Below are 26,115 nucleotides of genomic sequence, written 5' to 3'. Positions count from 1 at the left end.
TTTTACTTTATTCGTAACAATTCATTTACTTCATTCATTAAGGATGCATGATTATTTCAACCTTTATATTTATGCACCAAGATCGAGATATAATTTATTTATTCGATCCTCATTTCGAATAAAGCCTTTTATTGTATTTTCAATCCCTCAACATTAATAAGACAAACTATGTCGCACTACGCTAGTGCTTTAATCTTTTTTTTGGCATGATGCATTGAACTTAGTTTGAATAATGATAAATGGAACAAATGCGTTGGTTAGAGTTGCTTTCTGCAATTCGTTTAGGTAGTAAAAAAAGCAGTACAGAATTGGCTCGAAGCCCTTTCCATAAAGATTATGACAGAATTATATTTTCCCAAAGCTTTCGCCAACTGAATAGAAAAACACAGGTTCACCCACTGACTCAGCATGATGGTATCCATACCCGCTTAACCCATTCGCTTGAAGTCTCTTGTATTGGACGTTCATTAGGCATGCTCGCAGCCGAAAAAATTAAAGATGAATTACCGATGTGGATCTCACCTGCTGATGTTGGCGCGATTATCCAAGCGGCTTGCTTAGCACATGATATTGGTAATCCTCCCTTTGGTCACGCTGGCGAATATGCAATCCGTGAATGGTTTGATGATGCCTCACATCGTGACTTTCTCAGTCAATTAACACCTGAAGAAGCCGCCGATGTACGTCAATTCGAAGGCAATGCTCAAGGACTGCGCTTACTCAGTCGTATTGATTATCATCCCAATGATGGTGGTATGCGTTTAACCTGCGCCACTTTAGGCGCTTATTTAAAATATCCGTGGCTTTCAAAAACGATTGATGAACAAGGTGATACGCCATCCCATCAACGTGCAAAGTTTGGATGTTACCAATCTGAAAAAGAAATCTTAAAACAGCTTGCGGAACAACTCGGTTTAATTCAGCTTGGTGACTATCATTATTGTCGTCATCCACTCACCTACCTATTAGAAGCAGCTGATGATATTTGCTATGCACTGATTGATTTAGAAGATGGCATCATTCTGAATATGTTGAATTATGCAGAAGTTGAACCAATTTTTCTTAATCTAATTGCAGATTATGGAATACCTGAAGAACTGCATTTACCGCATACCACATGGCAACAAAAAATTGCAGCTTTACGTGGGCGTGTAATGAAACGCTTAGTCGATGAAGTCACAACTGCTTTTGCAAAACATCATTTTGAGATCATCACAGGTCAGCTGAAAGGCAGCCTTTTACAATATTGCTCACCCGATATTGAAGCTGGTATTCAAACAGCAAAAAATCTTGCGCGTGATCGAATTTTTGAGCATCCACAAAAATCTGGTTTGGAGATTATTGCTCATCAAAGTTTGCAAACAATTTTAGATGCTTTTGTTCCATTAACGATGCCACATAAGACATTAAGCTTTAAAGAACAGCGATTGATGTCGATTTTGCAACATTCGGGCGTAAATCTGCAAAACAACCATTATAATAATATTATGCAAGTCTTAGATATTATTAGTAAGTTTTCTGACCACCAAGCGTATAGTTTGGCACAAGAGCTACAAGGCAATAAAGTTGGATTCTTCTAATGGATAGATTTATTGATCAAGGAGTTTATAGCCTATCTCTTCTCAAACCTGAAATCTGGGTACATTGTCCATCTTGTCAGAAGCTTGCAAAAATTATCGAAATAAAGGATCGAGAATCAGAAACTGTAAAGGTCTTTTGTACTCAGTGTACCTATCGCAAAGCGTTACAGCATATTCGTATCCAAAGTTATAACTACATGAGCTATCACTTTAATTTGAATCAAAATATGACTGAATGGAGTGGTGCATGTGAAGTCAAAATCAATACAAAATGTACAATATGCAAGCAAGGAAAATACAAATACCTTCAGCAATATGCTCGTAAATCACTTATTCCAAGACAAATAACTGTAAGTTGTAATTTTTGCCTACGAGAAAATAAGTTTGATGACTCTGTCTATATTTTAAGGAAGGTTAGTTATTCTAAAGTTGGCTTTGATCCCTATTATTCATATTCATTATTTTTAAATATTGCTGTTCGGCAAGGTCAAATCTGTGCTTATAACCCAACACATTTAGGAATATTAAAAAGTTTTATACAAGCTGGGCTAAGAGAACGTAAACTTCCTAACTACAATCGTAGTTATTTCTCACGTCTACCTGCTTGGGTAAAATCTAGTCGAAATCGAAAAGAAATTCTAAAAGCCATTTTGCGTTTAGAACAAATGGCATCTACTATTCAACCATTAACAAATAAGTGAAAGACTCGATGATCGGATGTTTAATTGGCGAAGTGTTTGCCTTAGAAGCCCCAACAGTATTACTCAATGTAAATGGTGTGGGTTATGAAATCGACACACCTCTTTCGACATTTTGCCAATTACAAAAAGGACAGAAAGTCACGCTATGGACGCATTTAGTTGTTCGGGAAGATGCTCAACAACTTTACGGTTTTATTGATTCGCAAGAGAAAACTATTTTCCGTACACTACTCAAAGTGAATGGTGTTGGGCCAAAAATGGCATTAGGAATTCTATCAACATTAAGTGTAGAACTACTCATCCATACAATTGAGCACGATGATCTTAATACACTCGTTAAAGTTCCGGGTGTTGGTAAAAAAACAGCTGAACGTTTAATGATTGAGCTACGAGATCGTTTCAAAGCATTGGCTCAAACCACAAGCAGCACAACAAATACCACTGCAACTCAAATACAATTTATGGCAAATTCACCTGTTGCTGAAGCTGAAGCCGCTTTACAATCTTTAGGCTATAAACCTGCGGAAGCACAAAAAGCGGTTGCTGCCGTAAAAGCAGATCATACTGAATCTGCCGATATTATTCGTGCTGCGCTTAAATCTATGATGAAGTAACTCTATGCAAGATCGTCTTATTAGTGGAACAGAAAAACCTGAAGATCATTTTGATCGTGCCATTCGCCCAACATCTTTAGCTGATTATATTGGTCAGCCTATCGTTCGTGAGCAAATGGAAATCTTCATCGGTGCAGCTCGTGGTCGTGGCGAAGCGCTAGACCATACATTGATCTTTGGCCCACCAGGTTTAGGTAAAACGACACTCGCAAATATTATCGCACGTGAAATGGGTGGAAATCTTAAATCAACTTCTGGCCCTGTCTTAGAGCGTGCTGGTGATCTAGCAGCTATGCTGACCAATTTGGAAGAAGGTGATGTTTTATTTATTGATGAAATTCATCGTCTTTCACCTGTGATTGAAGAAATTCTCTATCCCGCAATGGAAGACTATCAGCTCGACATCATGATCGGCGAAGGTCCAGCGGCTCGCTCAATTAAGCTCGATTTACCGCCATTTACACTCGTTGCGGCAACGACTCGTGCAGGTCTACTCACCTCACCTTTACGTGATCGTTTTGGGATCGTACAACGTTTAGAGTTTTATTCTGTCGAAGATTTAACTCACATTGTCACACGTTCGGCAAACCTCATGGATGTACCTATTACTCATGATGGTTCAATGGAAATTGCACGTCGCTCACGCGGTACACCACGTATTGCAAATCGTCTACTCCGTCGTGTCCGCGACTATGCCCAAGTTAAAGGCACTGGTGAAGTGACACAAGACATGGCTCAACGCGCTTTAGATATGCTCAATGTTGACAAAATGGGTTTAGATACCTTAGATCGACGCTATCTGAGTATGTTACTTGAGCGTTTTGAGGGTCGCCCGACAGGTGTTGAAGCTTTAGCAGCAGCGATGGCTGAAGATAGCGGTACATTAGAAGATGTCATCGAACCTTATCTCATTCAACAAGGTTATGTGATGCGTACGGCCCGTGGTCGTATTGCTACTAATATGGCTTATTTACAATTTGGTATGACTCCCCCTGAATAATATAAAAACATTCTTAATAAAATACTTTCTATAATGAAGCAATTAAAATAATATACAGATTATTCTAATTGCTTCATTATTTTATTAAGGGTCGAAATGAAAAATAAGTTATTAACAACAACATTTTATAGTAGCATTGTATTATTAACAGCTTGCGGTGGTGGGAGTGATAGCAACAATAATGAAAACTCTTTTCAAAGCAAAGAAAAAGTAGACTACACCAAAGCAGAGACAATTGAATCAATTTATGAACCAATAACAAATTTATCTCAAGATCAAAACAACATCTTATTAATCGGTACTGAGTTTGCTGAAAGTCTCTATTACGGTATTTATGCTAATAATAACTTTAAATGTTCGGATGGATCTTATACAAAAAATAGCGATAAGAGCATTACATTTAATAAATGCTCATTTCTAGATTATGCCAACGACGACAGCATCATTACACAGTTACGAGTTATAACCATTTCTGGATCAGTAAACAGTAAAGAAACACTTTATACAGATTCAGGCCGTTATGAGACTACGCTAAAAAACTTCAAAATCACGCCATCAAATAATGATACAATTACTTATAATGGCAGTATTATCAGCAAATACAGTTATAACAATGCTCAATACCAAATTAAAAAAATGACTTTTAATGTTTTTGATAACGAAACAAAGGAATCGAACCAACTAATTGCTAACAACTATCAACTCAACGTAAATAATCTGACAGTAACTAGTCAAGGAAATGTCGAAGGAAATCCAGACAACAAAATCTTCTCTGTGAATTTCAAAAGTGATATTAGATTTGAAAACATTAATGATAAAATTGCTTTCTACCCTAATTCAGCAGATATCGTAATTGAAGATACGAATAATGTGAAAAATTCAATTAAGATTTCGAATACGAGCAATTACAAAGCACTCATTCGAGCTTATGCCGATGGAATCACAGTGGCCGGATATCCTAAAACGATTGAATGGTCTGACTTAGAATAAAGATTATTTATTTCTTTTTGAAGAAGCCCTACTTGTTAGGGCTTTTTTTATCAGCACCAAGAATATGTTATTTATTACTATTTCTTTAGTCTCATCGAGATCTTATCATTCCCTCATTGCTCCCAGTACGAAACCAATAGGTAAAAGAAATGGCAAATCATTTTGAGTTCAATATTCGCGTTTATATCGAAGACACTGATGCAGGCGGTATTGTTTATCATGCCAATCATATCCGCTTTATGGAGCGTGCACGTACTGAATGGCTACGCGCAGCAGGTGTTGATCACTACTGGCATCAACAAGACTACAACTTCGTTGTTCATCAAATTCAAGTCAAATATGTACGCCCAATATTAATGGATGATTTAATTACCGTTACAGCACGTGTTATTTCGTGTAAAGCAGCATCATTTGTGTTGCAACAAAATATTTATCGTGGTGAAATCTTGCTGGCTTCAGGTGAGGTAACGTTGGCATGTTTGAATAAAGAATTAATGCCACGTAGACTACCTGAGGAAATTCGTGATCTGATTCAAAAAGAATTAGCACAGGACTAAAAATAAACTTTCGGCACAGCAACTTATGGCAACTAACCTAGAATCTTCCCTGCATATTTCTGATTTGATTTTACAAGCAAGCCCTGTTGTACAACTGGTTATGCTGATCTTATTACTCGCATCCATTTATAGCTGGTATTTAATTGCCAAATTGCATATGGGGTTCAAGAAAGCAGGTCAAGAGGATGAACATTTTCAAAAAATGTTCTGGTCAGGTGCCGAATTAAATACGTTATATAACAATGCTCAACTCAACTCTAAACGTCGTGGTTTAGAAGATATCTTCTATCAAGGTTTAGGAGAGTTTTTCAAACTTCAAAAACGTAAAGCAGATACCAACCAAACCATTGAAGGTACTGAACGTATCCTTCGTGTTGGTTTAAGCCGCGATCAAGGTGGTTTAGAACAAGGTTTGGGTGCTCTCGCAAGTATCGGTTCAGTTGCCCCTTATATCGGTTTATTTGGAACGGTTTGGGGCATTATGAATGCCTTTATCGGTCTGGCAGCCGTTGATCAAGTGACTTTAGCTACAGTTGCTCCTGGTATTGCAGAAGCTTTAATCGCAACCGCAATTGGTCTTTTTGCAGCAATTCCAGCAGTACTTGCATTTAACCATTTCACTGCAAAAGGCGAATCTATCTATTCTGATCGCGCATTATTTGCAGAAGAAATGGTTGCTCTTCTACAACGTCAGTCAATTGGAACGACACAGGAAGATGCATAATGGCAATTCAGCGCTCAGGTCGTTTTGAACGTATCAAAAAACCACTTAAAAGTGATATGAACGTCGTTCCTTATATTGACGTCATGTTGGTGCTCCTTGTTATTTTCATGGTTACTGCACCAATGATCACCAGTGGAATCAAAGTAGATTTGCCGCAAGCAAATAATCATCCAATCGAATCAAAAGATATGCCTGCAATGGTAACGATTGGAAAAGATGGAAATATTTATCTGCAGTATCAAGAATACAAGGATATTGAACCGCTATCACTGGAACAACTTGAAACAGTCCTAAGTGATGCTCAAAAGCAAGCTGAACGAGACAACAAACAACTAACCGTATTGGTCAATGGTGATAAAACACGCCCTTACGGCGAGGTTGTATCACTCATGGCAAGTTTGCAAGAAGCTGGTTTAACGCAAGTTGGTTTACTCACAGAGCCATTAAAATAAGCTATGAAAAAAATTCAAGAGCCTCCTTTTAAGCAAAATGCGATTGCACTGGGTTTTACACTCGGTGTTCATGCGATCGCGATTGTTGGCTTGCTTTTTTTAGGCTTGAGCAAACCACCTGAGCAGCCAAAAAAACTGACAACAGTTTTAGTAAAACCCGAAGATCTTCCTCAAATTAATGATGAACAAGCTTCTGCAGAAAACCAAGCAAATGAAGTGCAAAGTCAGATTGTCGATCAAACCTTGCCAGAAAATATTCCTGTCGTGCCGCCCAAACCAACGACTCAACAACCAAATTTGGAACAACAAAAAGCTGAGCAAGAAAAGTTAGCAGAACAAAAACGTAATGCTGATGAAGCTGCTCGTGCTAAAAAAATTGAAGAGCAACGAAAACTTACTGAAGCTCAGGCACAAAAGCAACGTGATGAAGCAGAAGCCAAACAAAAGGCAGATGCTAAAGCTAAATCGGATGCAGATGCTAAACGCAGAGCTGATCAAAAAGCGGAAGCTGACGCTAAAGCACGCCAAAAAGCTGAACAAGATGCCAAATTGAAGCAGCAACAGAAAGCTGCAGAAAATGCAAAGTTACAAGCTCAGCAAGATGCCAAGCGCAAAGCTGATGCGGAAGCTAAACGAAAAGCTGATGCAGAGGCTAAACGTAAAGCAGATGCGGACGCTAAACGCAAAGCTGATGCAGACGCTAAACGCAAAGCCGATGCAGACGCTAAACGAAAAGCCGATGCGGAAGCTAAACGAAAAGCTGACGCAGATGCTAAACGTAAAGCTGATGCGGATGCCAAAGCTAAGGCTGACGCAGAAGCTAAACGCAAAGCCGATGCTGATGCTAAACGAAAAGCTGATGCGGATGCCAAAGCTAAGGCTGATGCAGAAGCTAAACGTAAAGCCGATGCAGATGCTAAACGAAAAGCTGATGCGGATGCCAAAGCTAAGGCTGATGCAGAGGAAAAAGCTGCTGCTGCGAAAAAAGCTGAACAAGATGCTGCGCAGAAAAAAGCGGAAGCTAAACGAATTGCATCAACAGCAAAGCAAGATTTTGAAAAGAAAATCTATCGTACTTGGAATATTCCAATGGGCTCATCTGGTCAGAAAGCTACAGCTCGTGTAACTCTTAATGATAGCGGTGCTGTTATGTCTGTTATTGTAAATTCATCAGATCCAGACATGAAAGCAAGTATTGAAGCTGCCGTTCGAGCCGCTGCTCCATATCCGATGCCTCAAGATCCAGATGCTCGACGTGAAGCAAGAAGCTTTACTTCAAGTTTCACAGCAAAATAGTAATGAATAGTTAACATGCTTCGTTTTTAATAGCCGAAAGCATGTTAAGTATGTTAAATAATCAACTGTCTCAAAACACCAGCTCAAGTAATTGTAATTATGGAAAATACGCGTAGACATCTTATTTCTTTGGCAGTTCTTACAGCGCTTAGCTTAACTGTACCAGCCACGACCTTTGCACAATTACACCTAGAAATTGCTAAGGCACCCGAACAAGCACCAAAGATTGCAATCGTTCCTTTTGGTAATGACAATAATGCGCTCTACCCCATCATTGAAAACGACTTAAATCGTTCAGGTCGTTTTACAAGTGCATCACAAAATCTTCCTGCGACTGCACAACTCAATCAAATTCAAGCGGAAAATTGGCAAAGTGCTGGCGTTCCTTATGTTGTCGTTGGTCAACTTAAGCCAATTGCTGGAAACTCTTTTGAAGTCCATTACCAGCTATACGATGTACAAAAACGTCAATACTTACTCAACGAAGTGTTAACAGTTCCAAACTCAAGAGTACGCCAAGCGGGTCACATGATCAGTGATGCAATTTATCAAGCATTAACTGGCATTGCAGGTGACTTCAGCGGTCGTATTGCTTATGTATTACGAAATCAAGCGACTCCAGCTCAACGTTATACATTACAAATTGCTGATACAGATGGCGAACAGCCGAAAACTGTACTTTCATCACGCGATCCTATTCTGTCACCGACATGGTCACCTGATGCCAAGAAAATTGCTTATGTCTCATTTGAAACCAAACGCCCTGCAATTTATATGCAAGATTTAGCAACGGGTGAAAGAGAGGTTTTAGCGAGTTTCCGTGGTTTGAACGGCGCACCAAGTTTCTCTCCAGATGGCAAGTCTATGCTCTTCACAGCATCTATGCATGGAAACCCAGAAATCTATCAAATGGATTTAGGAACTCGCCAAGTAAAACGAATGACTACGGACTCAGCAATTGATACTGAAGCACGTTACGCACCAGATGGAAAATCATTCATTTTCACGTCTGACCGTGGCGGCTCTCCACAAATTTATCGTTATAGTTTTGATGATGGATCAGTTAAACGACTTACATTCAAAGGTGCGTTCAATGCACGAGGTACATTGAGTGCTGATGGCAAAAAAATTGCACTTGTTCATCGACCTAGCGGCAGCAATTACAAAGTCGCGATTCAAGATATTAATACTGGCATCACAAATATCTTAACCCCAACAAGTCTGGACGAATCACCAAGTTTCTCACCTAATGGACAAATGGTGGTTTATGCAACGCGTGAAGGTAATCGTGGCCTGTTATCAATCATGTCAACAGATGGTCGTTTCCGTATGAACTTGCCAAGCGAACAAGGCGAAGTTCGAGAACCAGCTTGGGCACCAAAATAAATTCAATCGATTGGAGATTCAAATGAATATTAAATATTTAACACTTCCACTTATTGCTGCAACGCTTGTATTTACAGGATGTGCAAGCCGTAAACCAGCTGCTGAAATTACAACTGGTAATACACCAAATGGTTCAACTACTGTAAGCACAGAAGGTTTAAGCGAAGATGCTGCATTAAATGCACAAAATCTAGCTGGTGCATCTTCTAAAGGTGTTACTGCTGCAAATAAAGCATTTTTAGCTAAACGTGTTGTTCATTTCGACTATGACAGTAGTGATTTATCAAATGAAGACTATCAAACACTACAAGCACATGCTCAATTCTTAGTTGCAAATGCCAACTCAAAAGTTGCTTTAACAGGCCACACTGATGAACGTGGTACTCGTGAATACAATATGGCACTTGGTGAGCGTCGTGCAAAAGCTGTAGAAAGCTTCTTGATTACCAATGGTGTAAATCCACAGCAACTTGAAGCTGTGAGCTATGGTAAAGAAGCACCTGTTAATACAGGTCACAATGAAGCAGCTTGGAAAGAAAACCGTCGTGTGGAAATCAACTACGAAGCAGTACCACCATTATTAAAATAATAATGATTTAGCTTCAAATAAAAATGCTCACATATCGTGAGCATTTTTTATGTTTGAGATTCTGCATCATCTTTTTTATCAGATGGCTGCATCGACTCAATCATATCGTGTTTATTAAACTCTTTATATTCAGGCTTTGATTCGTACTCTTTCCACGCCTCTTGCACATTTTCTTTAGAAATCTTTTCTAAGCTAATTGGCTCGCTTGGCGTTGGGGTAGCGTCAAAATTCTTAGTCGACATCTGTGCTCTCCAAACTTCCTGTCTAGTATGCGATCAACATAGCATGTAATCTGTCGCTTGTAATCATAAAAGCAACATAAATAAAGTAAGATAATTTTTATTTTCGAGCGTTCTCATCTAAAATAGCCGCATTCTTTTATCAATTTTTTGATGCGGCTAAATCGGAGCTATTCAATTATGTCAAACCTTACCTTGTCCCAATATCTAGAACAACAAAATGGGAATTTGACACCAGAGTTGGCACAAGTCATCGAAACAATTGCAGACACTTGTAAGACAATTGATCAGGCATTACAGAAAGGTGCCTTAGCAGGTATTTTAGGCAGTGCTGGTAATGAAAACGTTCAAGGCGAAACTCAAAAGAAATTAGATGTTATTTCTAATGATTATTTAATTGATGCTTTAAAGGTACATCCTCAAGTTGGCGGTTTAGCGTCTGAAGAATTAGATGATTTCACACCTGCACAAGAAAATGGTAAATACCTCGTGTTATTTGATCCATTAGATGGTTCAAGCAACATCGACATTAATATGTGTGTAGGCACAATCTTCTCAATCTTGCCAGCAAAGAATGCCGTAACGCAATCTACCGACTTCATGCAAGCAGGTACAGAACAAGTTGCTGCAGGTTACGTATTATACGGCCCATCAACAATGTTGGCTCTTACTGTTGGTGCTGGTGTAATGTTCTTTACATTAGATCCAGTCACACAAACCTATCTACTAACCACCGAACAAGTTCAGGTGTCAGCTGATACACAAGAATTTGCGATTAATGCATCGAATCAACGCCATTGGGAAAACCCTGTAAAACGTTATATTGATGAACTTTTAGCAGGTAAAACTTCAGTTCGTGAAAAAGACTTTAATATGCGTTGGGTTGCATGTATGGTTGGCGACATTCACCGTATTTTGTGCCGTGGTGGTATCTTCCTCTACCCTTACGATTTAAAAGACCCTAAAAAAGCAGGTCGTTTACGTTTAATGTATGAAGCAAACCCAATGAGTATGTTAATCGAACAAGCTGGTGGTGCTTCAACAACAGGTCGTGTTCGTATTATGGAAATCCAACCGACAGAATTACACCAACGCGTTCCTGTCATTATTGGTTCTAAAAATGAAGTTGAACGTGTGACAAGCTATCACTAATCCAATCAAAATTTGATACTCGGAAACATCATCCACAACCTACGACGTATCAAAAATTTAAATATTTCATAGACATGATGAGATATTCTAATGAATAAAATCGATAGGTTTTGTGGATGACTATGGTTTACCTACTTTTCTCTCAAGAAAAGTAGGTTTAACCGAAGGCTAACCCTTAAATAAGATGAGAACTTAGCCTGATACTGCTAAACCATCCTATTCATTGAGCCTAAATTTATTAGACAAACTCTTATGGCCATTATTTTCCTAGAATCAAAAGACAATGCAAAAATCAAACATTTGCGTGGGCTGATCGAGCTGAATAGTGCCCGAAAGAAACATCAGCAAACCGTTCTAGAGGGTACTCACCTATGCCTAGCGTGGTTACAACAACAAAAGAAAATCTTTTCACTATTTACCACTGAACAAGCATTAGAAAATTCCGAGTTACAACAAGTCTTTGAGCTTCATCAAGGGCATATTTTCGTTATCAGTGAGGTTTTATATAAAGATTTAAGTACACTCGGTACAACATTACCTTGTTTGGCAATCATTGATTTACCACAGAATCCTGCACAAATTGATTTTACTCAAGACACTTTAATTCTTGAAAATGTCCAAGATCCAGGCAACGTAGGTACGCTTTTACGCTCAGCCGCAGCAGCAAATATCAAACAAGTTATTTGCACACAAGGATCTGCATCACTTTGGTCACCGCGTGTATTGCGCGCAGGAATGGGCGCACACTTTAGCTTAGTCTGCTTTGAAAATATTCAACTTGAAGACATTCTTCCACAATTTAAAATTCCAGTTTTTGTTACGAGTTCGCATCGTTCAACAAGCTTATATAGCAAAGACTTAACACAAGCTTGCGTATGGATTTTAGGAAATGAAGGCCAAGGTGCAAGTAATTATGCCCTCGAACATGCCGAGGCGGTTGCGATTCCACAACCAGGCGGACAAGAATCTCTGAATGTTGCAATTGCTGGATCAATTTGCTTTTTTGAAATGGTTCGCCAACGTCAGTAAAACGTTAATTTATTTTAAATACGATTTTTTTACTGAGAAAATCAATTACACTACTAAAAATAATTGCTTAAGTTGTCAACGAATCCACCATTTTCAACGTTATATGGTTAATGAATTGAAAATAATGGTGGGTGTCCATGACAGGATTTTCCATCTCTATGGATTTAGCACCGAAACAGGCTCGAACAGATAGCAGTACTGATCACAGTACTGTTGAACAACGTCTGCGTTTTTTTATGCAAGATGTTACTGGTCGTGCCCTAGTGATGATGGAAAGTGCAACGCAAGGACAACAAGGTATTGCAATGGATTTAGTCCAAGAAGCCTTTATTTCCTTACACAAATCATATTCTGATAAAAGTACAGAAGAATGGTATCCCCTTTTCTATACCATCCTTAATAACAAATTACAGGATTGGCGACGTAAAGAAGCGCGTCGAGCAAGCCCATTTTCTCTATTTAAAAAAGTGAGTCTAGATGACGACAATGAAATTATTGATGTCGTCGATGAATCTACTCCAAATCCATTTGAATTTCTCAATCAAGAAGTAACAATGGAAGAAATTCAGGTAGCGATTAACCAGCTACCAGTAAGACAACAGCAAGCTTTTATGTTGAGAGCTTGGGAAGGTTTTGATACATCTACCACAGCTCAAATAATGGATTGTAGTGAGGGCAGTGTAAAAACACACTATCATCGTGCAATTCAAGGACTCAGAATCGCTTTAGAGCATTTAAATCCACATGGAGGATCATCAGATGAATAAAGATGAGTTCACAAAAAAAGTGACTTCCAAGCTCGATCAACTTGAGAAAGAGCAATATCACAACAAAATGTTAGTGATGAATCATGTTCTTGATACTGTTCAAAAGAAACCAACGTCTTACTACAGTATTTGGAAAATGACGGGCTTTGCTTTTGCAGCAGCACTTATGGGCATTGTTGTATTACCTAGTTCATTGCAACTTGCTGATAAGCAACAGAATCAAGTGATCGTAAATCCAAAACTGTCACCACAAATGGTTGAAGATATGGAAATGTTAATGGCCTTTGGTGAAGATAGAGTTCCTCATGGCAGCTAAAAGAATTGCTCTTGTTGTATGTACACTCAGCCTGCTACAAACCAGTTTTGCTAGTTCAGAGCGTTTTTGGGTTTTTTCTAAACCTAACAAACCAACAACTGAAGAAGCTTGGGATGATCTATCGCCTGAAGAACAACGTGTATTGATTCAACGCTATCAAACACTAAAAGAAATTCCGACAAATCAAAGTACTCAGCTCCAACAGAGAATGGAGTGGTTTACTCAACTGCCAGAAAATGAAAAACAAAAAATGCGTGACGTTTGGCAAAAAATGAGCACCCAAGAACGTAATACATTGCGCAAAAGAATGCAGAATGCCAGTGTTGAAGAAAGATTAAACATCCGAGAAGAATACTTAAGCAAATATTCTGAACATTGATTTCAAAAATTAAATTTAAAATATAAAAATAGCGCCTTTCGGCGCTATTTTATTGAATCAAATTTCATTTTTTCATTCGGCGATAACCCAGCAATCCAAATAGTCCAAGTAAAGAAAGCCATCCCATACTTCCCCCACCACCATTACTTGCATTACGAGTATCATCTGTTGTTGTAGCTGTACTAATAATATTTACAGTACCAACATTAGAAATAGTAGGTGTACTATCATTATCATACACTTGATAATTGAATGAATAATTAAATGGGTTAAAGGTATTTGATTCTTGAATATAAATATTCCCACCATAGCATGTTTCTTTTTCATCAGGAGCTGGACATGCACCTTGACGATCAGCAGTAACAACTATGTTCTTGGTTGGCACATTTGTTAAACGAATTGGTAGCTCAACGCCATCTTCATTTCGCCAAAATGCTGGCTTATCAGGATTATTATCAGGACCTTTACCACCCACTCCAGTATCACCATCATCATTTGACAACTTAAGCAAATCCAAAGCAACTTTCTGATTTTGTTTATACTTTAAAGTTACTGATGTATCCTTCACTTCTGGAGCAATATTAACAAAAGCTGCCTTTATTAAGCCTGAGGACTTAATATTAGAATCGGCTAATGATTCAATCGTATATTTACAGAATACCTTATCACCTGCTTGTGTGATCGTATCATCCTTACGATATAAAATAATTTGACCTAAATCATAATTCCATGAACAAACTAAATTTGGATCTGGCTGTACACTTTCTCCAGTATCATTTATTTGCCCTACACCTAATGCCTCAGTCGTTACCTTATACAAATCCTTGTCAAAAAACTGAATTTTATGAGTTCCATCAGCCTCAACAATTTCCTCAGGTAAAGGTAAATTGTATTGCTTCAAATCAATATAAATTGCTCGATAATGCAAGTTTTTATTTATGTATTCATAAAGATTCTTAGCAATTGCTAAGTTTTCTTTATCAGATGTTAATAACAATGGATCATCTGGATGAGCTATAAGATATTCATAATCGTCAATTTGCTTCTTATAGCCATCAACCAAGCTTTTAATTGAAGTATTTGAGAGATCTTGCAAATCTCCAGCCGTAAACTTCATTAGCTCGACCGAACCGATATCACAGCTATTACGCCCCTCAGGATCATAATACAGAGTTCCATCAGCGATACGTGCGACTCCACGCTGATCAGCTGAACTACATCCATCTGTACCAGGGGTACTCACATCAATTAAATCAGTTTTAGTTTTATTATTAACGGGATAATATAGTGGTTTGAATGCAGTGTTTTCATTTTCGGGCTGTATCGTACTTAATAAAGTTCTTACATTTTGAGTACTGATATCAATATTTGTATTTTTCTCTGGTAAAGCATCATCTGGTAGATCACATTTATTTGAATTACCACTTAGCGCTAAAGCATTATAACCAAGCAAGAAGCCCATGGAGTTAACTTCTTCTTCTTCGTTAGCAGCACCTAATAAATATCGACATGCATAACTACTATTATTAAATCCTAAGACATTAAAACTTAATAATTTCACACCTAATTGATCATACAAAAAAATCGTGTTCGCTTGGTTCTCGACAATTGTATTACTCGTTAATGTCAAACTACTGCTATCGCTTAAAATGCTAGAGGTATTGTTTGTACTACCACCCGCTTTAGTATCACCACTAAACTTAATTATTGTTCCAGTAGTAGTACTGGCCTGATTTTGAGCAATTGTATTGGCTGCCAATGTAATAGAAGGCTCCCCACAAAAGTTAAAGATACTCGTGGAAGCATTTGAACCATTAGAGATAATACTACTTGATGTAAAAGAAATTTCTCGTCGTGAATAAACATTATCATTGAAACAGCTCATCCCCAGTACATCACCTACTGGAGATTGATTTCCTCTGATTACTGAATTAGCTACAGATAACCCAGCGACTGGTCCTGCCAGAAATACTGCCCCACCTGATACTCCAGCACTCGAAGAAAGGACTTGTACATTATTAAGGTTTACATCCGCACCAGCATAGATCGCACCACCACGATCCGCTGTCTTACCATTTTTTAATACTAAGTTATTTAATATAAGTGCATTATTCCCAGCGGTTGTATTAAAAATACGTGAACCATTTTTTGCATCAATTACTGTTTTCAATGCTGTTTGAGCCGGGTATCGATTAGTGATTACATTCTTTTTTTCCCAATTTAATGGCGTAGCACCATAAATTGCAACAGCAACTTTTGGAACCAACTCACTATTTATTGTATAAGTCCCTTCTTCTAGCTGAATTTGTTTTGTCGTACTGGTTAAAATATCAGTGGTACTACAACCACCATAAGGTCGTCTTATTTCAGCTGTCTTTAATGCTTCTCTTAAAGAGCAAGCATTTGTATTTTCTCCATCTTCATCTGCAAAAGTCGTGACTTTGATAATATCCGTACTTGTTGCAGCAATAAGTGGCATTGATGCAACAACCATTGTCGCAAGTATTCCCTTTTTATAATTTTTCATCTTTAAAATCATCCTTGATCAAGCTCTAAAACGGCGTAAACCAATTAATCCAAGCAACATTAAAATTGCTGGAAAACCAAAACTTCCTCCACCAACATTAACTGTTTTGCTTTCGAAATTATTTGGCGGGTCTTGAACAATTGTTGTTGGGATACTGATGTAATAATTTGAAACATCATTGAAACGAGTTGTCGTAGTTATAATACGCATATTGAATTTATCAGCACCATGCCAATCACTATTTGGCATATAAACAACATTACCCTCTTGATCAAGTGTTAATTTACCTTTAGATACTGTTTGAGTCTGCTGAATTTCTAAACAGCCTGGCTGCCAAACTTGACCGTCTGGACGTTTACCTAGAATTCGCTCACATGAGGCTGAATCCAATAACTCACCATCCAAAAAGCTATCAGCAATACTAAACTTAGCAGTTTGTCCATAAATTATATCTTGTCCCGCGATTGGCACATCATTACGATTAATAACTAACTCAATAGCACCTAAATCACAAAGCTCACTATAACCACTTCTATTTTGACCACGTTGATCCGTTGATTCGCAACTTGCAAGCCCAATCGAAGTCCCATCACTGTATATACGCCCTTTATTCACAATAAGCGAATCAGATAGTCTTGTGTAAGCCATTAATAATCTAGGTTTAAAAAAACCTAACATTTGATCTTTTGGCGTGAAGTACGGACATAGCAAGCCATTTGCTGGTGGTGCATCACAAGTCCCCTGATCATCCACACCGCCAGCAATTAATTTATGCTCGGGATTACTACTATTCCAAATAAAGTTAGGACGTTCTGACGGGGCATTGAGATTACAATCGGTCTCTGTCAAATTACTTTGTATGACAGACTTATCGCTCGCAGAAGCCACACAATTCTTACCACTATTATCAACAATTATGCTATTTGAAATATAAGCACTTGGGGACTTATTCGTTGTAGTTTCTTCACCCGTTGTTGTTGTGGATGTCCATTCTGGAGCTTCTAAATATAATCCGGCTGCATTTTTAATAATCGTAACATTATTTAGAATCATTCCTTCTCTAACATTGGCAATATAACCACCTTTATTATGGAAAATAGTAGCGTTTCTAAATCCTGCAAGACGTGTTGCCAATGCACCAGGTGTCGTACTATCTGTAAACCCTGTTTGTGAATATAGTAATGAACCTTCGGAGGTTGCAGCTCCTTCATTATCTCTAATAACCGATTGCGTTACTAGATAACGAGGCATTTCACTATAAATTACAGCACCTTTATCCGCTTTATTTGCTTCGATAATACTATTGTTTATATTTATATAACCTGCTGTCTTTTGATTATCAGATAAAATACCAGCATTGTAAATTGCACCACCTCTAGCAGCATAACCAGCAGATAAACGAGAGTATTGAATACTTACACCTTCTCGATTATAGATCAGACCACCGTCATTTAGCTTGGTAGATGAGCCCTTTAAATTCAATTCATTCAAAGTAACTAAAATAAGATCTTTTTCAACACTTCCATCATCGATTAAAAAAATACGATCATTACCAACCATTTTTAATGTGGCATTATGCAAGCCTTGTTTATTATCGTTAAAATCACCGCTACTTGCTACGGTTATAGTCATTGCTGCCTTTATCTGCAATGAACTATTTAAAGTATATTCTTTATCACGTTGCAAAATGATTGTAGAAGATGCATCTTTATCTCCACAACCATGATATCCATTTTCGTACTTAGTCTCAGCTCTATTATTTAAAAAGAATACGGCTTCACGTAATGAACAAACAGTATCATCCTTATCTTCATCAACTAATGTTGTAACTTGAATATCTGCAGAATATACATGTCCAGTAATCGCAAATAAAGCACAGGCAAGCGTCCGCTTGAGCATACCGATCTCCTTCTATTTTTCATTTTTCTTCGTATCGCAAACTAATCATTTGCAACCACAATCCTTTGTGCGTACTTTGTCACAGCTCTCGAAATTACTCAAGAAATTTTGTGCTATTGGCGATATTCATCAATTAATGCATAAATTTGCTTAAGTGTTGTATTTGAAAGCTTTGTTTTTTCGCCCTTCAACATTTTTTCGAGCTGCGCAAGAGTTTGTAATAAAATAGAGGCTTGGTGTGGGCCATTTAATAATAAATAATCTACAATTTGTTGATCAAAATGTATGCCTCGACGAATCATCACAGATTGAAGTAATGCTTGTCGATCAGAAAAAGAACTCCCATTTGGCACTTTCACACTTACAGCCTGCGTTAACCTTGACTGTAAATCTGGTAATTCTAGTTTTAATTCAATAGGAGCAACACGAGAAGAAAAAACAAGCTGCCCCTCGTGATTATTCATTAAATGAAATACAGCTTTTTGCCAATGTGGAACACCACTGATTGCATCAATGTCATCTAAAGCAACTAAATCATAAAATTCTAATGAGGTAATCGCTTCAATAGGAGCATCTAATAATTCTAATAAAGATACCTTGATTGCTGGGCGCCCCAATTCAAGATAAGAATCACAAATTGCTGATAGTAAATGACTCTTTCCAGTACCAGCCCCACCATAAATATAAAAACGACTCACTAGACCCGCATGTAACTGTCTAATTGCATCAACTACAGGCCCCCAACCTGGCCCCGAAAAATCACTGATTCGAGCATCCAGTTGGGGTTCAATATCCAGTTGGAGTTGACGCATATATGTCGTATTTTCCTCAATTACTTGGAAGTGTTTGTATCTGAAGTCTCTGTATCTTGAGAGTTTTTCACATCAATATCAATATCTATTTCATTCGTTTCGATACTAATGTGCTGAGTGCTGCCTTCTGCAACAATAATTTCGGTAGGTAATCCATAGAGACGACTTTTTTCATAGTTATTTCTTGCATGTTTAAGCAAAACAACGATGACCGCAGCGACAGGTAAAGCAATCAACATTCCAAGAAAACCACCTAATTGCGCACCTGCTAAAACAGCAAAGACAACCGCAACAGGAGACAAACCAATTTTATCACCTAACAGGAACGGTTGCAGAATATAACCTTCAACCATTTGACCAATCATAAATACAATGCCAATTAACAATAGCTGCATCCAATCAAGTCCGAATTGGAATAATGAAGCAATCACAGCAGCAATAATACCAACGCCAAAACCTAAATAAGGAATAATACTCGCCAAACCCGCAATCATTCCAATAATTAAGCCAACTTCTAAACCGATAAGTTGTAGACCTACCGCATAAACAATTCCAAGTAAAAGCATCACCAAGAACTGCCCTTTTACAAATGCACCTAATACACTGTGACACTCACGAACAATTGTTAATGTTGATGCTTCGTATGGACGAGGAATTAAACGTCGAAGGCTTTGTAACATTCTTTCCCAATCAAGTAAGAAATAGAAAGAAATGATTGGAATAAGAATAACTACCCCACCAATTTGAATAAAATTCAACCCAGACTGAGCAAGTCTTAACGCCATCGTTTGAATACTATCCGCACTATAATTGGTTTGGATATAATCCATTACAGTCTTAGAAATTTGCTCAGTATCGATTTCCATTGGTACCACATTGAACGTATGAGAAACCCAAGGCAAGAACGTCGCGTTGATCCAGTGAATGCCCGCAGGAATACTGTCTCTAGCGTACATTAACTGTTTCCATACCAATGGTACAAGGAACCACAAAACAACTGTCAGACCTACGCCAATACCAACAAATACGATACTAATGGCTAACCAACGGGGTAATTTAATTTTTACAAGAACATCAACAAGTGGACTAAACAGGTAAGCAATAAAAAATGCACCTACAAATGGCAGTACAACAGGTTTCAATAAGTATAAGACCCAGAGAAGCAATGCGAGTCCAGCGATGATAAAGATACGGCGCAGTACCTGATCTTGCATAAAATCTAGCCTTTTTTCGTGTAATCGTTATAAATGGAAAAAAATTTTAAATAAAGATAGCATTTTCGAGCATAAATAACATAAGAGTTTCGTATATTCGGGTTATAATCTGCCGCCAATGCGGAGACTTCATTATGAGCAACTCAACTTCTACCCCAAACACTGGTTTAAGCTACAAAGATGCGGGGGTCGACATTGAAGCGGGCGACGCACTGGTCGATCGTATCAAATCTGTCGCTAAACGTACCACTCGTCCAGAAGTTATGGGCGGTCTAGGTGGCTTTGGTGCACTATGCAAAATTCCTAAAGGCTATGAAGAGCCTGTATTGGTTTCAGGAACTGATGGTGTAGGTACTAAGCTACGTTTAGCACTTAATCTGAACCGCCATGACACAATCGGTCAAGACCTTGTGGCGATGTGTGTAAATGACTTACTTGTATGCGGTGCTGAACCACTATTCTTCTTAGATTACTATGCAACAGGTCATTTAAATGTTGATGTTGCAGCAAATGTAGTCACTGGTATTGGTAAAGGTTGTGAACTTGCAGGTTGTGCATTAGTCGGTGGTGAAACTGCTGAAATGCCAGGTATGTATGAAGGTGAAGATTACGATCTTGCTGGTTTTGCTGTGGGTGTTGTTGAGCAAAGCAAAATTATTGATGGCTCTAAAGTAAAAGCTGGTGATGTATTGATTGGTGTTGCATCTAGTGGTGCACATTCAAACGGCTATTCTTTACTACGTAAAATTTTAGATGTTAAAAATGTTGATTTAACTCAAATCGTTGATGGTCGTCCTCTTGCAGATGTTGCAATGGAACCGACTCGCATTTATGTAAAACCTGTTTTAGAACTTTGCAAACAAGTTGATATCCATGCAATGGCACATATCACTGGTGGTGGTTTGCCGGGTAACCTTCCGCGTGTTCTTCCAAATGGCGCTCAAGCCGTTATTGATGAATCAAGCTGGGAATGGTCTGAGTTATTCCAACTTTTACAGCGCGAAGGCAATGTAGAACGCTTTGAAATGTATCGTACATTCAACTGTGGTGTTGGTATGGTGATTGCTGTTGATCCAAGCGAAGCGGATAAAGCCGTTGAGGTATTGAACGCTCAAGGTGAAAAAGCTTGGAAAATTGGTCATATCCAAGAAAATGCTGAATCAGTTGAAGGCGCAGACGAAAAAATTCGTGTGATCTTTGCATAATGAAAATTGCTGTACTTGTCTCTGGCAATGGTAGCAACTTACAAGCCCTGGTAGATGCTCAACAAGGCAAACAACTATCAGGGCAAATCATTGGTGTTCTTTCCAACAAAGCTGATGCTTATGCATTAAAGCGTGCCGAGAATGCCAATATTGCAACTGCTGTCATTTCGCATAAAGACTTTCCAAATAGAGAAAGCTTCGATGAAGCAATGCATCAACAACTGCTGAATTGGCAGGTTGATTTAGTCATTCTTGCAGGTTTTATGCGCATTTTAACACCAACCTTTGTCAGCAAATGGCAAGGGAAAATGTTAAATATTCACCCTTCTCTCTTGCCTTTCTATAAAGGTGTTAATACGCATCAACGTGTACTCAATACAGGGGATCGCCTGCATGGCTGTACGGTTCATTTTGTAACAGCTGAACTTGATGCTGGTCAAAGTATTGCTCAGTCAGTTATTGAAGTTGGTTTGCATGATACGGCAGAAAGCTTAGCGCAACGCATACATAAACTTGAGCATTTCATTTATCCTCAAGTTACACAATGGATATGTAATGGTCAGCTATCTTGGGAAAATGGCAAAGCCTATTTCAACCAAAAACCTTTAGAGCGTCCTATTCAATTTGCTCAATTGTAGTTAAAGAATCAGCAAATTTAGATTTGCTGATTTTCCTCATCTTTTTTATTTTGATTTAATCAAACTTCTAATCTTTTCTACTGTATCCAATGGATGTTCCAACGGGAACATATGCCCTCCGTCAACAACTGAAAATGGAATATCCAATTTCTTTTGTGCTACTTGAGGCAGCTTCTGCTTTAAAAATACGCTGTCTTGACCGACAACCAAATCAACAGGAACTTTTGGCTTAGGCATCGGCAACCACCACATTGATGGTGTTGTTCTAAATATCTTAACTTCTGCGTGCTTAGGTATGGTTAACATGACGCCATTATTTTGCGGATCGTTTGTTAAGGCATAATCGATATAGGCTCGAAAACAATCTTCATCGAAGAATTGATAAAAACCTTTTGATCTCAACAATTCAGCAGCCTGCTCTCGCGACTCCCAGCGATCTCTGCGTCGCGCAGATAAACCCGCTGGTGTAATCTGATCGACGAGTTTTGGCTTAAATAACTTTGCCAAATGAAAAGCAAAAGATGCTTTACCAATAATAAAAGGTGGATCAAGCATGATCACTTGAGAAAATAATTCTGGACGACGATATGCTGCCATTAAGGTCAAAACAGAACCCAAAGAGTGCCCTAATCCAATCACCTTACGTCCATGCGATTGCTGAACGATACTATCAATCACTTGGTCAACTAAATATTTCCAACCGTGCGTAATTGGATAACGCTGATCAGAACCAATTTCTGATACATAAATGACATCATATTCATCTTTGAGTTGATCAAAAAGTTTTTGATAAACTTTTGAAGGGACACCGTTCGCATGTGCGAAATGGATTAAAGGTTTCATAAGTTTGTCTATAAATTTATTGATTGGTCAATTATCCCGCTATGTCACTTTAATGCAAATTAAAAGAAAGAACTAAGGAGTAATTTTTAGAGAGGGAAATTTGATGGATTAATTGATTTGCTTGGTTTCCCCTTACGAATAAGAGGAAACTAATTTTAAAAACTAAAATTATTGAATTTTTGCACTTTGCTGAGTTTCTAATTGAGCAGCTAATGAGCTACTAATCCCTTCACCAATCTTCGCGCCCATACGTCCCAAAATTGACTCTAAAGGATTACGCTGTACTGTGTAGTCAACTTTTTGCTCAACTTTCAGCTCACGCATTAGCGTAGTAAGACTGCCACTACGGTCAGCAACACCTAAAGCAATTGCTTGTTCACCCGTCCAAAATAGACCAGAGAACACCGCAGGATCAGTTGATTTCAAACGCTTGCCACGACCTTCTTTAACCGCATTGATAAAATGTGTGTGCACGTTGTCTAAAACAGATTGCACATGCGCTTGTTGAGCAGGATTAATCGGTTTCGTCATACTCAAAATATCTTTGTTATTACCCGAAGTGAGCGTACGATCTTCAATACCAAGCTTTTGTGCTAAGCCACTTAAACCATAATTTGGCATAATCACACCAATTGAACCCACCAAGCTTGAAGGATTCACGATAATTTCATCCGCTGCCGAAGCAATATAATATGCACCTGATGCGCCCATATCACCAATCACTGCATAGACTTTTTTATCTGGATGTTGTTTTTTTAAATAACGAATTTCTTGCCAAATTTCATCTGATTGAACAGGTGAACCACCAGGTGAATTAATATTTAAAGCAATCGCTTTGCTACCGCTCGCTTCGAAAGCACGTTTTAATGCTTTATTGGTATCTTCACTATTGACAGTCGATTGACTGCTAGAAGAATCAATCGTACCAATAATATCCACGACTGCTAGGTGGTCGCTACTGATACTTGTTGTTGATTTTTCTGTTGATGTTGAACATCCTTTGGTCATCGCTATAAGTACAATCAGTAAATAAGCAAAACCTAAACATTTAAAGAAGATACTCCAACGACGGCTACGACGTTGTTCCTCTACGGAAGCTAAAACAGCCTTTTCTAAAATTTGCCATTCTTTGCCTGTGACATTATTACTATTTGTTGGTTCGTTTTGTGGTTTCGGTGGCCAATCGGACATAAGATTCCAATCCAATATATTGTAAAGTGGTTTTATTATATACGCGGATTTGCATAAAACTGTTTAAATAACTTGTCTTAACTTATAATTATTTTTTGCATTATACTTTCCTTTGTAATTCTCAATACCTTTGATAAATGACCCAACATACATCGACAAGTACTTCCTATCGTCTTATAAAATTGATTAGCCGCCAGCCGATTCAACTCGGGCGTTTCTTTGCGAGACTACTGGCTGCACTATTTAATACATTTCAACTCTCTAAAATTTCTAAAATTATTGGTTTAAATCTCCGAATTGCTTTTCCACATTTATCTGAACAAGAACATCAACGACTCAAAAAACAAGCCATTCAAAATGAAATCACGTCCTATTTTGAGTTTTTGAGCATTTGGGGAGCATCAAACAAAAAAAATATTCAACGTATTCATCATGTGAGTGGTGAACATTATTTCCATGAAGCTCTCGCCGCAAAAAAAGGGGTTGTCTTGATTCTTCCACACTTTGGCACCTGGGAAGTAATGAATGCATTGTTATCTCAACATACACAAATGACTATTTTGTATAAGCCCGTTAAAAACCCTGACGCTGATCGTTTTGTCCGTGATGCGAGAAGCCGAGAACAAGCAAAACTTGTTCCAACGGATGAAAGTGGCGTGCGTCAAATTTTTAAAGCTTTAAAACAAGGTGGAACCACAGCTATTTTGCCTGACCATACCCCTGATCATGGTGGTGAGATGGTCAATTATTTTGGTATTCCTCTAGCTTCAAGCAGCTTGAGTGCAAAACTGATTCAAAAAACTAAAGCTGCTGCATTATTGCTCTACACTAAACGTAATGATCAAGATGGATTTGATATGGTGATTGAACCTATTAATCCTCAAATCTATCAAGGAACTGCCGAGGATGGTACGCTGATCATTCATCAAAGCTTAGAACAACTGATTCGACGTTATCCTGAACATTATCATTGGAGTTATAAACGTTTTAGTGCCAATAAGGCATTGAAAAAAATTTATGACATTGATGAGAAAGAGGCATTAGAAAAAGTTGATGAAGTTCGCAATCAAGCAATGCAGCAGTAAAATATTTAGATTACTAAAAATAATGAGAATTTAAAAATTCTCATTATTTTTTAAAAGCTTAATAAAAATTTTTAATGAATTTTAAATCATCCAATTGAGTCTTCTTATCTCCAACGCATACAATATGAAAAGATGCGCCTTCTTTCTGAATATAAAATCGGCCTGATTGATTAAAATCCATTTCAATAATATCAGTGCCTTGAATTTTATCGCGGTATACCAACTGATCTGAACGGTGTTGTAGTTGCCCCAATTTTTGCTCAAATTTTAACAAAGCAGTTTCATTTAACCGACCAATTCCTTTTAAAGCTCTTTTATTAAAAATTAAAGATGGATAACAAACATTGAAACGTCTTTTAAAACTCTGATTCACTTGTTCTTGAGTTTGAGTATAGGATTGTTTCAAAACCTCCCATTTTTCTTTATCCTTTAATAAATTTTCAATAGTATTATCCTTTTGCTCAAGCTCATTAAAATAATGCTCTAGATCTTCAATCGAAAATAAATTATTTTGCTCTGATAAGAATTCTTTTATTTCTAGCTCTTTTTCACTAAGCGTATTTTTTAAAACTGCTTCTTCTGTTTTATAACGATTTAACTCTATATCAGCCTCTTCGCTAATCGGCATCCATTTGTTACCATTACATTTTTTGCAGGTATAACCTTTATTAGCTAACCACTCAACAATTTCATCTCCATATTTAGCAACTAATGCAGGCCCACCAACTACAATAGCAATACAAAGTGGCATTGCAAAACCAGTACCAGCAAATAAAAATGAAACCCAAGCCCAAAAACCAAAACCTGCTGCCGCACCACCAAGAAAAGTTAGAATCAACTCTTTATTCATTGTCTCAGAATGACCACAATCACGACAGCGAATTTTCATGCGTCCCCCACTCACTTATATTAAAGATAAAAATCATAATA

The 26,115-nt window shown here is 37.9% G+C and carries 27 protein-coding genes; 19 read left to right on the top strand and 8 right to left on the bottom strand.

Annotated features, from left to right (window positions below; genetic code table 11):
- Positions 1-239 precede the first annotated feature (239 nt).
- The 11 genes from IO68_RS32405 (at position 240) to pal (ending at position 9,889) form a co-directional block, all read left to right on the top strand.
- Positions 240-1,580: a deoxyguanosinetriphosphate triphosphohydrolase gene (locus tag IO68_RS32405; protein WP_023014276.1), complete on the top strand. Its 1,341-nt coding sequence runs from the start codon at positions 240-242 to the stop codon at positions 1,578-1,580.
- The gene (locus tag IO68_RS32400; protein ID WP_023014275.1) at positions 1,580-2,281 is read left to right on the top strand and encodes a hypothetical protein; all 702 of its coding nucleotides are present in this window, start codon (positions 1,580-1,582) and stop codon (positions 2,279-2,281) included. The genes IO68_RS32405 and IO68_RS32400 overlap by 1 nt, the downstream gene beginning before the upstream one ends.
- A gap of 8 nt (positions 2,282-2,289) precedes the next feature.
- Positions 2,290-2,895 carry a Holliday junction branch migration protein RuvA gene (gene ruvA, locus IO68_RS32395; protein WP_004878488.1) on the top strand — a complete coding sequence of 202 codons (606 nt, stop codon included), beginning with the start codon at positions 2,290-2,292 and terminating at the stop codon, positions 2,893-2,895.
- Between the two features lie 4 nt (positions 2,896-2,899).
- Positions 2,900-3,895: a Holliday junction branch migration DNA helicase RuvB gene (ruvB, locus tag IO68_RS32390; protein ID WP_007481508.1), complete on the top strand. Its 996-nt coding sequence runs from the start codon at positions 2,900-2,902 to the stop codon at positions 3,893-3,895.
- A 96-nt stretch (positions 3,896-3,991) separates the two neighbouring features.
- Positions 3,992-4,885, top strand: a complete 894-nt coding sequence (locus IO68_RS32385; RefSeq protein WP_019384035.1) for a hypothetical protein — start codon at positions 3,992-3,994, stop codon at positions 4,883-4,885.
- Positions 4,886-5,034: 149 nt separating this feature from the next.
- A complete protein-coding gene (gene ybgC, locus IO68_RS32380; RefSeq protein WP_004878485.1) occupies positions 5,035-5,442 on the top strand; it encodes a tol-pal system-associated acyl-CoA thioesterase in 408 nt (135 codons plus the stop codon).
- Between the two features lie 25 nt (positions 5,443-5,467).
- Positions 5,468-6,166 carry a protein TolQ gene (gene tolQ, locus IO68_RS32375; RefSeq protein ID WP_023014274.1) on the top strand — a complete coding sequence of 233 codons (699 nt, stop codon included), beginning with the start codon at positions 5,468-5,470 and terminating at the stop codon, positions 6,164-6,166.
- The gene (gene tolR / locus IO68_RS32370) at positions 6,166-6,618 is read left to right on the top strand and encodes a protein TolR (protein WP_023014273.1); all 453 of its coding nucleotides are present in this window, start codon (positions 6,166-6,168) and stop codon (positions 6,616-6,618) included. The genes tolQ and tolR overlap by 1 nt, the downstream gene beginning before the upstream one ends.
- A 3-nt stretch (positions 6,619-6,621) precedes the next feature.
- Complete coding sequence (gene tolA / locus IO68_RS32365) at positions 6,622-7,914, top strand: cell envelope integrity protein TolA (RefSeq protein WP_023014272.1); 1,293 nt, start codon at positions 6,622-6,624, stop codon at positions 7,912-7,914.
- Positions 7,915-8,013: 99 nt separating this feature from the next.
- Positions 8,014-9,300 carry a Tol-Pal system beta propeller repeat protein TolB gene (tolB, locus tag IO68_RS32360; RefSeq protein ID WP_007481519.1) on the top strand — a complete coding sequence of 429 codons (1,287 nt, stop codon included), beginning with the start codon at positions 8,014-8,016 and terminating at the stop codon, positions 9,298-9,300.
- A gap of 22 nt (positions 9,301-9,322) precedes the next feature.
- Entirely contained in the window at positions 9,323-9,889 is a 567-nt protein-coding gene (pal, locus tag IO68_RS32355) for a peptidoglycan-associated lipoprotein Pal (RefSeq protein WP_004878480.1), read from the top strand.
- A 47-nt stretch (positions 9,890-9,936) separates the two neighbouring features.
- Here pal and IO68_RS32350 read toward each other — a convergent pair whose 3' ends face one another.
- A complete protein-coding gene (locus IO68_RS32350) occupies positions 9,937-10,131 on the bottom strand; it encodes an NF038105 family protein (protein WP_007481521.1) in 195 nt (64 codons plus the stop codon).
- A 177-nt stretch (positions 10,132-10,308) separates the two neighbouring features.
- Here IO68_RS32350 and IO68_RS32345 point away from each other — a divergent pair, with 177 nt between their 5' ends.
- The 5 genes from IO68_RS32345 (at position 10,309) to IO68_RS32325 (ending at position 13,771) form a co-directional block, all read left to right on the top strand.
- On the top strand, positions 10,309-11,280 hold the full coding sequence (locus IO68_RS32345) for a class 1 fructose-bisphosphatase (RefSeq protein ID WP_023014271.1): 972 nt from the start codon (positions 10,309-10,311) through the stop codon (positions 11,278-11,280).
- 252 nt (positions 11,281-11,532) lie between these two features.
- Positions 11,533-12,309, top strand: coding sequence for a TrmH family RNA methyltransferase (locus IO68_RS32340; protein WP_023014270.1), 777 nt, complete (start codon positions 11,533-11,535; stop codon positions 12,307-12,309).
- A gap of 158 nt (positions 12,310-12,467) precedes the next feature.
- Complete coding sequence (locus IO68_RS32335) at positions 12,468-13,076, top strand: RNA polymerase sigma factor (RefSeq protein WP_004878475.1); 609 nt, start codon at positions 12,468-12,470, stop codon at positions 13,074-13,076.
- Positions 13,069-13,392 carry a hypothetical protein gene (locus IO68_RS32330; RefSeq protein WP_004878474.1) on the top strand — a complete coding sequence of 108 codons (324 nt, stop codon included), beginning with the start codon at positions 13,069-13,071 and terminating at the stop codon, positions 13,390-13,392. Before IO68_RS32335 ends, IO68_RS32330 begins: the two co-directional genes overlap by 8 nt.
- The gene (locus IO68_RS32325; RefSeq protein ID WP_004878473.1) at positions 13,382-13,771 is read left to right on the top strand and encodes a DUF3106 domain-containing protein; all 390 of its coding nucleotides are present in this window, start codon (positions 13,382-13,384) and stop codon (positions 13,769-13,771) included. The genes IO68_RS32330 and IO68_RS32325 overlap by 11 nt, the downstream gene beginning before the upstream one ends.
- A 64-nt stretch (positions 13,772-13,835) precedes the next feature.
- Here IO68_RS32325 and IO68_RS32320 read toward each other — a convergent pair whose 3' ends face one another.
- The 4 genes from IO68_RS32320 to cxpE all read right to left on the bottom strand — a co-directional run bounded on the left by IO68_RS32320 (position 13,836) and on the right by cxpE (position 20,223).
- The gene (locus IO68_RS32320; protein WP_023014269.1) at positions 13,836-16,298 is read right to left on the bottom strand and encodes a CSLREA domain-containing protein; all 2,463 of its coding nucleotides are present in this window, start codon (positions 16,296-16,298) and stop codon (positions 13,836-13,838) included.
- An 18-nt stretch (positions 16,299-16,316) separates the two neighbouring features.
- The gene (gene rbtA / locus IO68_RS32315; RefSeq protein ID WP_023014268.1) at positions 16,317-18,197 is read right to left on the bottom strand and encodes a rhombotarget A; all 1,881 of its coding nucleotides are present in this window, start codon (positions 18,195-18,197) and stop codon (positions 16,317-16,319) included.
- Positions 18,198-18,310: 113 nt separating this feature from the next.
- Positions 18,311-19,009 carry a DnaA ATPase domain-containing protein gene (locus IO68_RS32310; protein WP_004878470.1) on the bottom strand — a complete coding sequence of 233 codons (699 nt, stop codon included), beginning with the start codon at positions 19,007-19,009 and terminating at the stop codon, positions 18,311-18,313.
- Positions 19,010-19,029: 20 nt separating this feature from the next.
- A complete protein-coding gene (gene cxpE, locus IO68_RS32305) occupies positions 19,030-20,223 on the bottom strand; it encodes a chloramphenicol efflux transporter CxpE (protein ID WP_023014267.1) in 1,194 nt (397 codons plus the stop codon).
- A gap of 134 nt (positions 20,224-20,357) precedes the next feature.
- On the opposite strand from cxpE, the gene purM reads away from it, so the two are divergent.
- Together purM and purN are read left to right on the top strand one after the other, a co-directional pair.
- Complete coding sequence (gene purM / locus IO68_RS32300) at positions 20,358-21,428, top strand: phosphoribosylformylglycinamidine cyclo-ligase (protein WP_023014266.1); 1,071 nt, start codon at positions 20,358-20,360, stop codon at positions 21,426-21,428.
- Entirely contained in the window at positions 21,425-22,066 is a 642-nt protein-coding gene (gene purN / locus IO68_RS32295; RefSeq protein ID WP_171068591.1) for a phosphoribosylglycinamide formyltransferase, read from the top strand. The genes purM and purN overlap by 4 nt, the downstream gene beginning before the upstream one ends.
- Positions 22,067-22,111: 45 nt before the next feature.
- Here purN and IO68_RS32290 read toward each other — a convergent pair whose 3' ends face one another.
- Positions 22,112-22,909, bottom strand: a complete 798-nt coding sequence (locus IO68_RS32290) for an alpha/beta fold hydrolase (protein WP_023014264.1) — start codon at positions 22,907-22,909, stop codon at positions 22,112-22,114.
- Between the two features lie 168 nt (positions 22,910-23,077).
- Complete coding sequence (sppA, locus tag IO68_RS32285; RefSeq protein WP_019384020.1) at positions 23,078-24,100, bottom strand: signal peptide peptidase SppA; 1,023 nt, start codon at positions 24,098-24,100, stop codon at positions 23,078-23,080.
- Positions 24,101-24,237: 137 nt separating this feature from the next.
- Between sppA and IO68_RS32280 the strand changes: the two genes are divergently transcribed.
- Positions 24,238-25,185, top strand: a complete 948-nt coding sequence (locus IO68_RS32280) for a lysophospholipid acyltransferase family protein (protein WP_023014263.1) — start codon at positions 24,238-24,240, stop codon at positions 25,183-25,185.
- A gap of 58 nt (positions 25,186-25,243) precedes the next feature.
- Here IO68_RS32280 and IO68_RS34070 read toward each other — a convergent pair whose 3' ends face one another.
- Positions 25,244-26,074 (bottom strand): hypothetical protein, encoded by an 831-nt coding sequence (locus tag IO68_RS34070; RefSeq protein WP_023014262.1) that lies wholly within the window; start codon positions 26,072-26,074, stop codon positions 25,244-25,246.
- Positions 26,075-26,115 lie beyond the last annotated feature (41 nt).

Origin of the sequence: Acinetobacter sp. COS3 (assembly GCF_000475335.1) — a bacterium.
Classification (GTDB): Bacteria; Pseudomonadota; Gammaproteobacteria; order Pseudomonadales; family Moraxellaceae; genus Acinetobacter; species Acinetobacter venetianus.
The sequence above is the reverse complement of the archived record's forward strand: the minus strand, read 5'-3'. Positions and strand labels throughout refer to the sequence as shown.

Bases quoted from the DNA above. Each gene is read 5' to 3' on its own strand.
- IO68_RS32405 (WP_023014276.1), top strand. From the start codon at position 240: ATGGAACAAATGCGTTGGTTAGAGTTGCTTTCTGCAATTCGTTTAGGT.
- IO68_RS32400 (WP_023014275.1), top strand. From the start codon at position 1,580: ATGGATAGATTTATTGATCAAGGAGTTTATAGCCTATCTCTTCTCAAA.
- ruvA (WP_004878488.1), top strand. From the start codon at position 2,290: ATGATCGGATGTTTAATTGGCGAAGTGTTTGCCTTAGAAGCCCCAACA.
- ruvB (WP_007481508.1), top strand. From the start codon at position 2,900: ATGCAAGATCGTCTTATTAGTGGAACAGAAAAACCTGAAGATCATTTT.
- IO68_RS32385 (WP_019384035.1), top strand. From the start codon at position 3,992: ATGAAAAATAAGTTATTAACAACAACATTTTATAGTAGCATTGTATTA.
- ybgC (WP_004878485.1), top strand. From the start codon at position 5,035: ATGGCAAATCATTTTGAGTTCAATATTCGCGTTTATATCGAAGACACT.
- tolQ (WP_023014274.1), top strand. From the start codon at position 5,468: ATGGCAACTAACCTAGAATCTTCCCTGCATATTTCTGATTTGATTTTA.
- tolR (WP_023014273.1), top strand. From the start codon at position 6,166: ATGGCAATTCAGCGCTCAGGTCGTTTTGAACGTATCAAAAAACCACTT.
- tolA (WP_023014272.1), top strand. From the start codon at position 6,622: ATGAAAAAAATTCAAGAGCCTCCTTTTAAGCAAAATGCGATTGCACTG.
- tolB (WP_007481519.1), top strand. From the start codon at position 8,014: ATGGAAAATACGCGTAGACATCTTATTTCTTTGGCAGTTCTTACAGCG.
- pal (WP_004878480.1), top strand. From the start codon at position 9,323: ATGAATATTAAATATTTAACACTTCCACTTATTGCTGCAACGCTTGTA.
- IO68_RS32350 (WP_007481521.1), bottom strand. From the start codon at position 10,131: ATGTCGACTAAGAATTTTGACGCTACCCCAACGCCAAGCGAGCCAATT.
- IO68_RS32345 (WP_023014271.1), top strand. From the start codon at position 10,309: ATGTCAAACCTTACCTTGTCCCAATATCTAGAACAACAAAATGGGAAT.
- IO68_RS32340 (WP_023014270.1), top strand. From the start codon at position 11,533: ATGGCCATTATTTTCCTAGAATCAAAAGACAATGCAAAAATCAAACAT.
- IO68_RS32335 (WP_004878475.1), top strand. From the start codon at position 12,468: ATGGATTTAGCACCGAAACAGGCTCGAACAGATAGCAGTACTGATCAC.
- IO68_RS32330 (WP_004878474.1), top strand. From the start codon at position 13,069: ATGAATAAAGATGAGTTCACAAAAAAAGTGACTTCCAAGCTCGATCAA.
- IO68_RS32325 (WP_004878473.1), top strand. From the start codon at position 13,382: ATGGCAGCTAAAAGAATTGCTCTTGTTGTATGTACACTCAGCCTGCTA.
- IO68_RS32320 (WP_023014269.1), bottom strand. From the start codon at position 16,298: ATGAAAAATTATAAAAAGGGAATACTTGCGACAATGGTTGTTGCATCA.
- rbtA (WP_023014268.1), bottom strand. From the start codon at position 18,197: ATGCTCAAGCGGACGCTTGCCTGTGCTTTATTTGCGATTACTGGACAT.
- IO68_RS32310 (WP_004878470.1), bottom strand. From the start codon at position 19,009: ATGCGTCAACTCCAACTGGATATTGAACCCCAACTGGATGCTCGAATC.
- cxpE (WP_023014267.1), bottom strand. From the start codon at position 20,223: ATGCAAGATCAGGTACTGCGCCGTATCTTTATCATCGCTGGACTCGCA.
- purM (WP_023014266.1), top strand. From the start codon at position 20,358: ATGAGCAACTCAACTTCTACCCCAAACACTGGTTTAAGCTACAAAGAT.
- IO68_RS32290 (WP_023014264.1), bottom strand. From the start codon at position 22,909: ATGAAACCTTTAATCCATTTCGCACATGCGAACGGTGTCCCTTCAAAA.
- sppA (WP_019384020.1), bottom strand. From the start codon at position 24,100: ATGTCCGATTGGCCACCGAAACCACAAAACGAACCAACAAATAGTAAT.
- IO68_RS32280 (WP_023014263.1), top strand. From the start codon at position 24,238: ATGACCCAACATACATCGACAAGTACTTCCTATCGTCTTATAAAATTG.
- IO68_RS34070 (WP_023014262.1), bottom strand. From the start codon at position 26,074: ATGAAAATTCGCTGTCGTGATTGTGGTCATTCTGAGACAATGAATAAA.